Annotated in this window: 13 protein-coding genes; 11 read left to right on the forward strand and 2 right to left on the reverse strand. The window is 58.2% G+C overall.

The features are described 5' to 3' along the window. Positions 1–27: 27 nt before the first annotated feature. Both OGI63_RS08425 and OGI63_RS08430 read left to right on the forward strand, forming a co-directional pair. Positions 28–405, forward strand: a complete 378-nt coding sequence (locus tag OGI63_RS08425) for a hypothetical protein (protein WP_004218027.1) — start codon at positions 28–30, stop codon at positions 403–405. A gap of 234 nt (positions 406–639) precedes the next feature. Next, a complete protein-coding gene (locus OGI63_RS08430) occupies positions 640–1,218 on the forward strand; it encodes a M23 family metallopeptidase (RefSeq protein ID WP_004269086.1) in 579 nt (192 codons plus the stop codon). A gap of 20 nt (positions 1,219–1,238) precedes the next feature. On the opposite strand, the gene OGI63_RS08435 is transcribed toward OGI63_RS08430, so the two are convergent. Together OGI63_RS08435 and OGI63_RS08440 are read right to left on the reverse strand one after the other, a co-directional pair. Next, positions 1,239–2,753 (reverse strand): substrate-binding domain-containing protein, encoded by a 1,515-nt coding sequence (locus OGI63_RS08435; RefSeq protein WP_004218024.1) that lies wholly within the window; start codon positions 2,751–2,753, stop codon positions 1,239–1,241. Positions 2,754–2,868: 115 nt separating this feature from the next. After that, positions 2,869–4,092, reverse strand: coding sequence for an NADP-dependent isocitrate dehydrogenase (locus tag OGI63_RS08440; protein WP_004218022.1), 1,224 nt, complete (start codon positions 4,090–4,092; stop codon positions 2,869–2,871). Positions 4,093–4,218: 126 nt separating this feature from the next. On the opposite strand from OGI63_RS08440, the gene OGI63_RS08445 reads away from it, so the two are divergent. The 9 genes from OGI63_RS08445 (at position 4,219) to OGI63_RS08485 (ending at position 13,461) form a co-directional block, all read left to right on the forward strand. Further along, a complete protein-coding gene (locus tag OGI63_RS08445; RefSeq protein WP_004218019.1) occupies positions 4,219–5,340 on the forward strand; it encodes a GuaB3 family IMP dehydrogenase-related protein in 1,122 nt (373 codons plus the stop codon). A gap of 215 nt (positions 5,341–5,555) precedes the next feature. After that, positions 5,556–6,137, forward strand: coding sequence for a hypothetical protein (locus tag OGI63_RS08450; protein ID WP_004218016.1), 582 nt, complete (start codon positions 5,556–5,558; stop codon positions 6,135–6,137). A 48-nt stretch (positions 6,138–6,185) separates the two neighbouring features. Then, positions 6,186–8,261, forward strand: a complete 2,076-nt coding sequence (locus tag OGI63_RS08455; RefSeq protein WP_004218015.1) for an AMP-dependent synthetase/ligase — start codon at positions 6,186–6,188, stop codon at positions 8,259–8,261. A 5-nt stretch (positions 8,262–8,266) separates the two neighbouring features. Next, entirely contained in the window at positions 8,267–8,749 is a 483-nt protein-coding gene (locus OGI63_RS08460; protein ID WP_004218014.1) for a peptide deformylase, read from the forward strand. 276 nt (positions 8,750–9,025) lie between these two features. Further along, positions 9,026–9,937 (forward strand): 30S ribosomal protein S2, encoded by a 912-nt coding sequence (rpsB, locus tag OGI63_RS08465; RefSeq protein WP_004218012.1) that lies wholly within the window; start codon positions 9,026–9,028, stop codon positions 9,935–9,937. A gap of 109 nt (positions 9,938–10,046) precedes the next feature. Then, on the forward strand, positions 10,047–10,904 hold the full coding sequence (tsf, locus tag OGI63_RS08470; RefSeq protein WP_004218011.1) for a translation elongation factor Ts: 858 nt from the start codon (positions 10,047–10,049) through the stop codon (positions 10,902–10,904). A 143-nt stretch (positions 10,905–11,047) separates the two neighbouring features. Further along, positions 11,048–11,794 carry a UMP kinase gene (pyrH, locus tag OGI63_RS08475; protein WP_004218010.1) on the forward strand — a complete coding sequence of 249 codons (747 nt, stop codon included), beginning with the start codon at positions 11,048–11,050 and terminating at the stop codon, positions 11,792–11,794. 51 nt (positions 11,795–11,845) lie between these two features. Next, positions 11,846–12,400: a ribosome recycling factor gene (frr, locus tag OGI63_RS08480; protein ID WP_004269087.1), complete on the forward strand. Its 555-nt coding sequence runs from the start codon at positions 11,846–11,848 to the stop codon at positions 12,398–12,400. 92 nt (positions 12,401–12,492) lie between these two features. Further along, positions 12,493–13,461, forward strand: a complete 969-nt coding sequence (locus tag OGI63_RS08485) for a phosphatidate cytidylyltransferase (protein ID WP_004218006.1) — start codon at positions 12,493–12,495, stop codon at positions 13,459–13,461.

The raw sequence follows: 13,461 nt of genomic DNA on the forward strand, positions 1-13,461 counted from the left end.
TGTTATACAGGAGGTGGGTGTGCGCGTATGAGCAGGAACACTGATGACCGGCGTGCTCTTGCAGCGATCGAGAGCGAACGCATGGAAGACCAGATCGCTTATTACCGTAAGCCCTTCATGGTGCTGTGGGCGGCTGTTCAGGAGGCTTCGTCGGAATTGGAAGAGGATTATGGACTCTCTTCCGACGTCTCGCAACTCTGGGTGGCTGAACGGCTGCGGCAGGTGTCGGATTCATTGGTGGACAGATTGGCCGAGAAAGCCGTGCAACATGGCACCAGCAAATCGAACGTGGCACGTGCCGCCGATTCGGATCCAACGAATGCCATGCGCAGATTTCCTCGTCTTCGACCGGGAGCTGTTCGCACCCGACTGCTTATTGACGAGGTGCTCGATTCGCTGGAATGACGTCTTCGGATTCGCCATCGACCTTTCCCATCCTTCTCGGCAATGAGTGCATGCCATTGACGGCAATGGGGTGATGGCATAACCCGTTCTCCGACCACAATGACCTGCCAGACTGGACACGTGGATGCTAACCAGTCATAGTGGAATCCAGATCACTACGTGGCTGGAGGAGATATGGCACATCATGGGACTTCCTGGGATGGGTGGCGTCGATGGCGGGCTCGCAGACTCAGGATGGTGAGATTGTGGATGCTGCGGTTGCTGCGGATGCAGCATGAACTGCTGATTCTGGCGCTATGCCTGGTTTGCGGTGCCGTTGCCCCGCTCGCTGTCTCGTCGAGTGAGATTCATGGCATGGAGCTCGTTGCTGGTTGTACGGCAATCGCAGGGGAAATGTGCCATGCTCGCATGCTGTCGCCCGTGCCCGATGGATTGATTGTCAGGGGGTTCGACCGGCCGGAATGGCAATGGAGCCCTGGCCATAGGGGAGTGGATATCTCGTTGAATGGTATGCATGAGTTGCTGGCACCCAGCGATGGGGCCATCAGTTTCAGCGGGATGGTGGCGGGGAAATCGGTGGTGAGTATCGACACAGGTCCGTACACGCTCACATTCGAACCGGCGCACACTCAACTGGCGGTGGGCGACAAAGTGCATCGCGGAAAGCGATTCGCCTCGGTCGGAGGCCAGAGCGACCACTGTGGGGAAAGTTGCGTGCATTGGGGTGTCAAGCGCACTGGGCGCAGGGACTATCTCGATCCGGCGTCATTCCTGCGTCCAATGCAGATTCGGCTGGTTCCCTATTCCGAATAGCGTCCCACCGGCACATCACATCACATGTCGGCGTCGGCCAATGAGATGTATCCCGGATCGATCAATGCGGCCTTCAGATTTGCGGCACTCACGGCCAGCAGGGTCATATGCAGTGTGGGGATCTCCGAACCGTAGTCGTCGCTGGTTTTGAGCTCGGCAATGTTGGAGAGCTTCTCCTTGCGGTTGAGCTGCAGTGCGATTTGTGCAATGGTGCCGGTGTTGGCATGGACGTCCACCAGACCGGTCATCCACTGCAATCCATTCACAATGTTCGGGATATCGGATATATAGGCACCAAAACCGGTGATAATGGGCCATTGCTTGGAGTCCGTCTTCGTTGTCTGGGATGGTTGCGCGGACTCATCACCTGACTGTGCCGGATCAGGCACACGTTGTCTGTTCAGTGGCTTCCTTCCTGCAATGTTGCCCACCACATCGAAAATGGTGATGGAGGGGTTGACATCCATGGAGGATCCTGAATAGCCCATCGTTTTCAGTGCCTTGATCGATGCGGCCGCGGTGAAATCGTTCATCGCCAGGATACCGTCGATGCGTACGGCAGCATCGCGTCCTTTCGTCTCGAGGCGTGACTTGAGCTCATCCTCTATCTGGGAGTCCTTCGTCGCCTTGAACATCACATCCTTGTAATCGCTTTTCGTGGTGAAGAACGAGAGGCGTTGTGAGGGGCTATATGCCTTGCGCTGCCGGAAATACGGCCCCAGAACCTCCCAGATGCCTTCAAACGCCTGCGCTTGGAACGAATTGTTTTTGCCGGACGGGTCGGTGTTCGGCAGGAGCACCTCTATGGCTTTGGGATTCGACTCGCTCACCGCATCGAGATCGAGTTTGGATACGATCTGCTGTGCCTGCATACGGCCGATATCAGCGGCAGTCACCAATGGGACGTAGACGTTCGGAACGAAGCCGTCGATCGGGTTGCCCAGCACCACCACATGCATCCCCGCGTTCTTCGCCTTGTTCAGCGAATCGGCTATCTGGCGCATGGAAGAGGATTCATCTGAGTCAGTGTCAGATGCATCCTGGTCGGAGGGCTCCTGGTTCGGAGTGGTGATGAAATGGCTGTATTCGCCGTAGTTCCTGTCAAGCCTGACGGCCGGGGCGATGACAATCGTCGTTGCCCCCTGCTCGGTTTGCGGGTCGCCGTATTGCTCCTTGGAATCCGCATTGAGCCGTTCCTGCACATACCGCTTCAAGGCATCGCTCTGGCTTGCCAACGAACCGCTGGTCTCACGGTTCATGGACTTGCCGGAGAATCCGCCAGTGGACAGCGCGTTCTCGAGCGAATCATTGAGGGTGTTCCAGTTGTTCAGGGGAACGTTCTGCGAAAGATTAGGGGAGTTCGATGGAAGGAAGAGCGCCACGTGCCCTGTCGAAGCTGCGGTGGTGGCCGAGGGGCTGGTGGTGGCGGTACCGGTCAATGGATCGGTGGAGCATCCGGCCGTTGCACACATCAGTGAGCCAGCCATCGCCAACGAGACGAATGCGCGAATGATGTGAGAGGTGCCTTTGCCCATAACCGCCCTTGCCCTTTGCCTAGATCGCAGCGTATGCCGTTACATTGTACCCGACCTGCAACACTTCGGGGCCTGTGCATACGCACAGGCCCCGAATGTCGTGAGGATGTCAGATTCAACGCTGCTCGGCAAGGTTCCTTTGCAGGTTCTCATCCAGGGCGTTCATGAACTGCTCTGTGTCGAGCCATTCATGGCTTGGATCGATGAGTATGGCCAGATCCTTGGTCATCTGGCCGCCCTCAACGGTCGAGATGATGGTCTGTTCCAGTGTTTCCGCGAAATTGGCGACCTGTGGGGTGCCATCGAGTTTTGCGCGGTGCTTGAGGCCACCGGTCCAGGCATAGATCGAGGCGATCGGGTTCGTGGAGGTCTTCTCGCCTTTCTGCCAGAGACGGTAATGGCGTGTGACCGTTCCATGGGCGGCCTCGGCTTCGACGGTTTGGCCATCGGGAGTCATGAGAACCGACGTCATGAGTCCCAGCGACCCGAATCCCTGTGCCACAGTGTCGGACTGCACATCACCGTCATAGTTCTTGCAGGCCCACACGTAACCGCCATGCCACTTGAGCGAGCTGGCCACCATATCGTCGATCAACCGGTGCTCGTAGGTGAGTCCCTCCTGCTCATAACGTTGCTTGTATTCTGTTTCGAACACCTCGGCGAAAATGTCTTTGAACTCGCCGTCGTAGGCCTTGAGAATCGTGTTCTTCGTGGAGAGGTACACGGGGTAGTGCCGCAGGAGTCCATAGTTGAAGCATGCGCGTGCGAAGCCGCGAATCGATTCATCGAGATTGTACTGCACCTGCGCCACGCCGCTCCCAGGATAATCGAACACCACATGTTCGATCGGCCCGGAGCCGTCATTCGGGGTGAAAGTCACGGTGAGAGTGCCAGAAGTCGGCACCTTGAAGTCGGTGGCCTTGTACTGGTCGCCGAACGCGTGACGAGCCACCACAATCGGCTTTGTCCAACCAGGCACCAGACGAGGAATGTTGTCTATGACAATCGGCTCGCGGAAGATCGTACCACCGAGAATGTTGCGAATGGTGCCGTTCGGCGACTTCCACATTTTCTTGAGGCCGAACTCCTCCACACGCGCCTCGTCGGGGGTTATCGTGGCGCATTTGACACCCACATGTTCGCGCTTGATCGCTTCTGCCGCGTCGATGGTCACTTGGTCATCCGTGGCGTCGCGGTTCTCGATTCCCAGGTCGTAATAGTCGAGATCGATGTCGAGATACGGCAGTATGAGACGATCCTTGATGTCCTTCCAGATGACGCGTGTCATCTCGTCGCCGTCGAGCTCAACCACCTTGCCTTCGACCTTGATTTTGGCCATGCTGTGTCCTCCAGTCGTTGCGGGTAACAAACCCATGTGTAATGCAAAAGTGTTACCAACATGAATATTTGTCCATTCTGCAAACGGTGCGGGTGACGTGTCACATGGCACGGATAGCCTAAAGGCATGGCTCAGGAAACAGAAATCGGCCTTGGCAAGAAGGCCCGCATCGCTTATGGCTTGGACGACATATCCATCGTCCCCTCCCGTCGCACCCGCGATCCGCAGGACGTGTCTACCTCGTGGCAGGTGGATGCTTATGAATTCGACATCCCGGTGATCGGGGCCCCGATGGATTCGGTGACGAGCCCACAGACGGCCATAGCCATGGGCAAACTTGGAACTGTTGGCGTACTCGATTTGGAAGGTCTGTGGACCCGATACGAGAATCCCGAACCGATTCTGGAGAAGATCGCCTCGTTGGATCCCGACGATGCCACGGCGTATCTGCAACAAGCCTATGCGGAGCCAATCAAGCCCGAACTCATTGTTGAACGACTCCACGAGATCCGCGATGCGGGGGTAACCGTGGCAGGTGCCCTTTCCCCGCAGCGCACGCAGCAGTACTATTCGACTGTGCTCAATGCCGGTGTGGACCTGTTCGTGATCCGCGGCACTTCCGTGTCGGCGGAGCATGTTTCGAAGGATCATGAGCCTTTGAACCTCAAGCAGTTCATCTACGACCTCGACGTGCCGGTGATAGTCGGCGGTGCGGCAAACTACCGGGCTGCATTGCATCTGATGCGTGCTGGGGCTGCCGGTGTGCTGGTTGGGTTCGGTGGCGTCGCGACATCCGCCAACCGCCAGACCATCGGGGTGTCCATCCCGATGGCGACCGCCATCTCAGATGTGGCCGAGGCGCGACGTGACTACATGGATGAGTCGGGGGGCCGATACGTCCAGGTGATTGCGGATGGCAGCATGGGCGAATCAGGCAGCTTCGTCACTGCCCTCGCCATGGGAGCCGATGCGGCCATGCTCGGTGCGCCGCTGGCCCGCGCCCAAGAGGCGCCGGGGCATGGAACGCATTGGGGTTCCGAGGCTCGCCACGCCACATTGCCGCGTGGCCTGCGCTCTGAGGTCGGTACGGTTGGCACCCTGCAAGAGATTTTGTATGGTCCGAGCCACAAGGCGGACGGCACCACGAACTTCATAGGTGCATTGCGCCGTGCCATGGCATCGTGTGGCTATGTGGACATCAAGAGCTTCCAACGATGCCCCGTGGTGGTCACCGCCAACCGATCCTGAATGGGAACATCAAAGCGCCGAGTCTGCCATCTCATCAGGCTCGGCGCTTTGGCATTATCGGGGGGAAGGGCGCCGCGGCGAGGATGCGGGAGGAATGTGAATAAATCATCCACAAATCCACAATTCCCCGTGTCAGGGTTGCGGGATAATCGTGGCTTCGATACATTCGATACCGAATACGGCAAAGGGGACCGTATCGGACTCAAGGGGGAAACATGCATACACCATCCAACCCATCGAATACGAAACCACATGCGGGCAATGCGCGTCAACCCATAGACATTCCTCCGCTGAAGGAAGAGCTGGAGACATGCCCTCCCGATGTGGACATGCACATAGAACGCACACCGTTGCCGGTGCACAGCGGCATGCTCTCACGTAATCACAGCCTATGCCCGGTGCGGTTCCGCATACGCAGCTGCGTCAATGTGGAACTGCTGCCCATCACGGCATATGGCATAAGCGAACGTGCTTTCAAGATCTGCTGCATAGCGTTTGAGGTTGTGCGAGGCAGGGTGGGGGTGCAGGCGCTGAGAGGCATGGTCACCACCACCTGCTGCGAGAGGTTAGAACTCATGCGGGATCTTATGAAGTCCGCCACCAGCAGCCGTGTCGATTTGCATTCCAAGCGTTTCTATGGGCAACCCATGCCTGTTCTCATCGACGGCACCGCGGTGTCTCCGATGAGATTCGAAATCACCATCGAGGTGAGGGTGGGTTCCCTCCAATATTGGGTGAACATGGTGCTCGACCTTCGCGGCAGTGCTTGGATATGCACCTATCTGGATATGGGATGAACTTGACACCATCCGATGAAATGGCAGACGATTGGATATAGTTGAACCATGCTCAGGGAATATGGACTCGATAACAAATACGTGACCACGGATGACGACACCGTATATCAGCTGCTGTCGAAACGTGCTTTGGAACGCCCCGATGAACTGATTGCCCAGTTCAAAGACCCTCAGACGAACCAATGGGTCGATGTCATGGCCGGTGAGATGCTGGCCCAGGTGCGCAGCGTTGCGAAAGGCCTGATGGCCATAGGGGCGCGTCCGGGTACCATGGTGGCAATCTATTCCGCCACCAGCTACGAGTGGGGGGTCATGGATTTCGCATGTGCCAGCATTGGTGCGGTGAGTGTTCCGATCTATGAGACCGATTCGCAGAAGCAGGCCGACTCGATCATCACGGAGGTGCAGCCTGCCATCGCATTCGGCGGTGACGAGAACCATACCCATACTTTGGAACGCATCGCCGAGCAGGTCAAATGCCTCCGCCACGTATTCAACTTCGAGAACGGTGCATTGGAAGCGCTCATCGATTACGGCGAATCGGTGAGCGAGGACGAGCTTGATGCGGCCATTGGCCGGGTGCGTGCCGATGACCTGCTCACCATCGTGTTCACGTCCGGTTCCACAGGTAAGCCGAAAGGCGCCATGCTTTCGCATCGCAACTTCACCCACATTGTGAAGAACGGCTACGAGATCCTGCCCGAGATGCTGTACGATGCCCCGAACCGTCTGCTGCTGTTTCTGCCGCTCGCCCATTGCTTCGCGCGTTACATCCAGTATGTGGCCATCGGAGGTTATGGGGTGGTGGGCTATGTGCCCGACGCCAAGCATCTGTTGGCCGATCTGCGTGGCTTCAAGCCGACGTACTTGCTCGGTGTGCCCCGCGTATTCGAGAAGGTTTACAACGCAGCTTCCCAGAAGGCCGGCGCCGGCATTCGCGGGCATATCTTCGCCAATGCCGTCGACCATTTCGTCTCCTGGTCGAAGATGATGTCGGAACACAAACACCCGGGACCGATGATGCGAATCAAGCATTCGTTCTATATGAGCACCGTGGCCTCGTCCTTCCGATCGGCCCTTGGCCCGAACCTGCGGTATCTCGCGTGTGGCGGAGCGCCGATCAATCCGGACCTCGTGCATTTCTTCAATGGCATCGATGACATCACCTTCATTCAGGGGTACGGCATGACGGAGACGGCCGCTCCGATGATCGTCAATTGGCAGAAAGCCAACCGCGTTGGATCCGTCGGACGTCCCGGACCGGGAATGGCCGTGCGTACGGCGGACGACGGGGAGATCGAGGTCAAAGGCCCCAACGTGTTCCTTGGATACTACAAGAACCCGGAGCTGACCGATGAAGTGCTGGAGCCAAGCGGTTGGCTGCACACCGGCGATCTCGGGTATATCGACGACGACGGATTCCTGTACATCACCGGTCGCAAGAAGGATCTCATCATCACCGCGGGTGGAAAGAACGTGAGCCCGGCCCCGCTGGAAAGCGCAATCAGTGAATGCCCGATCGTGTCCCATGTGGTGGTCGTCGGTGACAACAAGCCGTTCATTGGCGCAGTGGTGACCCTCGATGAGGAGATGACCCGCAGCTGGCTCGATAATCAGGGCATGCCCACGAATCTTTCGATGGACGATCTGGCCCACAGCGACGGTGTCCACGCATTCATCCAGCAGTACGTGGACAAAGCGAACGCCAATGTATCCCGTGCAGAGTCGGTGCGCAAGTTCATCGTGCTTCCCTCCGATTTCAGCATTGAGGAAGGCACGCTCACGCCAAGCCAGAAAGTTGTGCGTCCCAAGGTGCTCTCGACATACAGCGAGCTCATCGATGCGGAGCTCTATGCTCCGAAGAATGCGGCGCGTCCGGTTCCGGTGAGCATGCAGATCATCGAAAGCACCTCGGAAACCGTGAAGAAAGCCTCCCAAGCCGTGCAGCACACCGCCGAGACGGTCACTCCGAAGGTCCGTCAGGCATTCGACAATGTACAGGAACGCTTTGAGGAGCTTCAGCAGCATGGTCGGTCCGATGAAGCCTCCTCGGCCAAGCCTGAGCATGGTGCCTCAACCACAACGAATTCGGATTCCTCCGAACAGAACACAAAGGAGCAGTGACAAGAGTGGCAATTCGTGAAATTCGGGTCGTTCCCGATCCGGTACTGCGCACGCCATGCGATCCAATCACCGAGATCACGCCGGCCGTACGCAATCTCGTGCAGGATCTGCTCGATACTGTGGATGACCCAGGCCGAGCGGGCGTCTCCGCCAACCAGATCGGCGTCAGCCTCCGAGCCTTCTCGTACAACATCGATGGCAAGATCGGCTATGTGCTCAACCCGGTGCTCGAGGAGACCCGGGGCGAACAATACGGCGATGAGGGATGCCTGAGCCTGCCGAAACTATGGTACAAGACCAAGCGGGCGGATTACGCGCGCGTGCGCGGCATGGATCTGGACGGCAATGAGATTGTGCTCGAGGGGGACGGCATCATGGGCCGTATGCTCCAGCACGAGACCGACCATCTCGACGGCCATCTCTATATAGACCGGCTGGAGAAGGACGAGCGGCGTGCGGCGATGCGCCGCATGCGCAGTCTTGAATAGCGCTGACTAGCCATACCGAACGCAGCGGGAACGTCTGGTGTGAATGTCCACAGGGGGTCGCAATTGAAATGCGACCCCCTGTGGTATTATCGAGCATTGTGCGCCAACCGGTGAAGAAGGCAGTCGCAGCTTTCCGAGCCAACCGAATATCGTCTACCGGTGCACATGAATTCGCGTCATGCCCGCGACGGCCTGTGTCGGTCGGCAGCCCTGTAGGGGCAGCTGCACGCAGGATCGCATGGCCAGGCAATAACCGACTAGGAAGGTAGTAATACCATGGCTCAGATCACTATGAGCGAAATGCTGAAGGCCGGTCTCCAATTCGGTCACCAGACCCGCCGTTGGAACCCGAAGATGAAGCAGTACATCCTTACCGAGCGTAACGGAATCTACATCATCAACCTGTTCAAGACGCTGGATCTGATCGATGTCGCCTACGACTTCATCAAGACCACCGTCGCCCACAATGGCACCGTGCTGTTCGTCGGCACCAAGAAGCAGGCTCAGGAAGCGATCAAGAACGCTGCCACCCGCGTGAACATGCCCTATGTCTCCGAACGCTGGCTCGGCGGCATGCTCACCAACTTCCAGACCGTTTCCAAGCGCGTCAACCGTCTCAAGGAACTCGAGACGATGGACTTCGACGACGTGCACGGCTCCGGTCTCACCAAGAAGGAGCTCCTCCTGCTCAAGCGCGAGAAGGACAAGCTGGAACGTCAGCTTGGCGGCATCCGCAACATGACCCGCACTCCTTCCGCGATGTTCGTCGTCGACATCAACAAGGAAGCCCTGGCCGTTGAGGAAGCACACAAGCTGGGTATCCCGGTGGTCGCCATTGTTGACACCAACGCCGATCCGGAAGCCGTCGAGTATCCGATTCCGGCCAACGATGACGCCATCCGAGGCATCGAACTGCTCACCAACCTGTTCGCGGACGCGGTCGCCGAGGGCCTGCTGGAGCGCTCCGGCAACGCCTCCAAGAGCGAGAGCAACTCCGAGCAGCCGATGGCCGCTTGGGAGAAGGAACTCCTCGAGAAGAACGAGAAGGCCACCCTGCGTGAAAACGCCGTGGTCACCGAAAATGAGGTGAAGAAGACCGACGAGGAGGAGGGAGCCTCCTCCGAAGCCGCACGTGCCGACGCCCAGAACGAAGAGGCTGTGGCCAAGCCAGGCGAAGAGGTCGAATGATCTCTACGGCGTCGGGAAGCTTTTGCCTTCCGCCGCTGTTGCATTGGTGGGCGTAAGCCGCAAGGTTGCGCCCACCACCCATGCTTTTCACACAAACAAGGAGAAATCAATGGCAGCAATCACTGCAGCTTTGATCAAGCAGGTTCGCGAGGAGACCGGCGCCGGCATGATGGACGTCAAGAAGGCCCTCACCGAGGCCGACGGCGACGTCGCACGCGCCAAGGAAATCATTCGCGCCAAGGGCATTCAGGCCGCCGGCAAGCGTGAAGGCCGTAAGGCCCAGGAAGGTACCATCGCCTCCACAGTTATCGATTCCGCGGCGGGCCAGACCGGCTATGCCGTCGAGCTCAACTCGGAGACCGACTTCGTGGCCAAGACCCCGAAGTTCATCGACTTCGCAGACACCGTGCTCGCGGACGCCGTCAAGGCCGGTGCCGATGACATCGATGCCGTTCTCGCCGCCCCGTCACAGGACGGCACTGTGAAGGAAGCCGTTGAAGAAGCTTCCGCGCTCTTCGGCGAACATGTCAAGGTCGGTCAGTTCGCCAAGATCGAAGGCCCGAAGGTCGAGATCTACGCGCACAAGAAGTCCGTTGAGATGCCCCCGAGCATCGTCGCGATGATCGCCACGGATGAGGCCGGTGCCGCCGTGGCCCATGAGGCCGCCCTGCAGATCTCTGCCATGGGCGCCCAGTGGCTCACCCGCGACGATGTTCCCGAGGACGTCGTCGAGACCGAGCGGCGCGTCGCCACCGAGAAGTCCCTTGCCGAAGGCAAGCCGGAGAAGATCGTCCCGAAGATCGTCGAGGGTCGTCTCAATGCCTTCTTCAAGGAGAATGTGCTGCTTGAGCAGGCCTATGTGAAGGATCCGTCCAAGACGATCGGTGATCTGTTCAAGGAAGTCGGCGGTCAGGCTCTCGCTTTCGCTCGTCTCGAGGTTGGCAAGGCTCCTGAGGCCGATGCCTGATCTTGACTGATTTCGCATACATATGAAAACGGGGGACGTGGAATTCCACGTCCCCCGTTTTCATATGCCTACGGTGTCTGCGTGCATGGATACCCTGTAGACAATAGTGACTGCGCGAAGGCGCAGCAAACGGAAGGCAGAATATGGCATTGGAAAACGACTTGGCACAGCCGCGCCGAGTATTGCTCAAACTCTCCGGTGAGGCATTCGGCAATGGCAAAGTCGGCGTGGACACTGCGACCATCCGTCGCATCGCCGGTGAAATCGTTCCCGCAGTGGAGCAGGGAGTTCAGGTGGCCATCGTCACTGGCGGCGGCAATTTCTTCCGCGGCGCCGAACTTCAGGAGGCGGGCATAGACCGTTCCCGCGGCGATTACATGGGGATGCTCGGTACGGTGATGAACTGCCTGGCGCTGCAGGATTTCCTCGAGCAGGCCGGACAGGCGACACGCGTGCAGACCGCCATCACCATGGGCCAGGTCGCTGAACCGTACATTCCGCTCAAGGCCATTCGCCATTTGGAGAAAGGTCGTGTGGTCATCTTTGGTGCCGGCGCGGGCATGCCGTATTTCTCCACCGACACCGTGTCGATTCAACGTTCGCTGGAGATCCATTGCGATGAGGTCCTCATGGGCAAGAACGGCGTGGACGGTGTGTACACCGCCGATCCTCGCAAGGATCCAAGTGCCCAGCGTTTCGAAACGTTGAGCTATAAGCGCGCGCTCATTGACAATCTGGCCGTCATGGATGCCTCGGCAATGGCCATGGCCCGTGACAACAACCAGACCATTCGCGTCTTCGGCTTGGAAGGTGAAGGTAATGTGACCCGCGCGCTGATGGGCGATTCCATCGGTACACTGGTGTCCAATGGAGATTCCTCGCTGGCGTAGTCGCCAGCGGTGACGAACACACGTAGCAGCAAAAACTAGAGGAGCATGCATATGGCAAACGTTGTAGATCAATCCAAGGAACAAATGAAGAAGTCGGTGGAGTCCACCAAGGAGAACTTTGCAGGCATCCGCACAGGCCGAGCCAATCCCGCTCTGCTCAACGGCATCGTGGTGGAATACTATGGCGCTCCCACCCCCCTCAAGCATGTGGCCACCATTGGTGTCCCAGAGCCTCGCACACTTTCCGTCACACCATTTGACCCCTCGCAGGCTAATGCAGTGGAGAAGGCCCTGCGCGACTCAGATCTGGGGGCAAGCCCACGTCGCAACGGATCCGCCATTCTGCTGACGATGCCGGAACTGACGGAGGACCGCCGCAAGGAATACGTCAAACTCGCCAAGTCGAAGGCCGAGGATGGCAAGGTCGCCGTGCGTAACATTCGCCGCAAGTCCAAGGAAGCCATCGACAAGGCCGTCAAGGATGGCGAGATGGGCGAGGACGAAGGCGATCGCCTGCTCAAGGAACTCGACAAGGTGACGAAGGCCACCACCGATGAGCTCGATGCATTGCTGGAGGCAAAGCAGAAGGAGATCATGGAGGTCTGATCTCCAGATGGTCCAAAAGGCAATGGTGTGCATATCCAGCATGCCATTGCCTTTCATCTTGAGTGGTCACGTCATGAGTAAGGCGTAGGGAAATGGATTCACAAATGCAGCGCGACAGGGAAGCCAAGGCCGACGAGGCAATCAACGCGATCAATAGAAAAGCCGGCCGCAATATGCCACAGGCAGTGGGTACGGCGATCGCGCTCATCGCCATCATTCTGCTATGCCTATGGGCAAGTCCCATACTGTTCGTGGTGCTGGTGGTGCTGTTCATGATCGCGGGGCTATGGGAATTGCGCGTGGACTTCGCGACGATTAACCTGCACATTCCGCTTGTCACACTATGGATCTGTTCCACGGTCACATTGCTGGCGGTGTACTTCTACCCACGCCACGTCGTGGCCATGGCGGTCTGTGTTGCCGTCTCGCTCATAGCCGTCGCATTCAGCGCCACTCTGCAGGTCTGGCATGGGCGTCGTGTGGAGAAGGAGCTCGATAACAAGGCCCTGACCACGCCAGATGCGCCCGATCGTCGCACCGAGCAACACAGCCACCTGACTCAGGTGGCTGTCGCGATGTTCACCGTGTTGTACATCCCACTGCTGGCCTCCTGCATCGTGATGCCCCTGACGTTCAACGAGCATTATTTCGCCCACGCGATGTTGATTGTGTTCATGCCGGCGTTGAGCGACACCGGTGGCTTGTTTGCAGGCATGCTGTTCGGTAGGCACAAGCTGAGTCCGCGCATCTCTCCGAAGAAATCCGTGGAGGGGCTGTGCGGATCCATGCTCTTCGCGGTGGCCGGAGCCTATGCCGTATTCGCCTGCACCTATGAGCCGGCGTTGTGGGCCACGCGTTGGTGGGCGCCGTTGTTGACCGGCGTGATCATAGGCATTGTGGGCACCTATGGTGATCTGTGTGCGTCGATGCTCAAGCGTGATATGGGCATAAAAGACATGGGGCATATGTTGAAAGGCCATGGAGGGGTGCTCGATCGTGTGGATTCGATCCTCATGTGCGCGCCATTCATATGCGTATTGCTGTGGGCAACTGGACTGTAG

It is taken from the genome of Bifidobacterium sp. KRGSERBCFTRI (assembly GCF_025908335.1).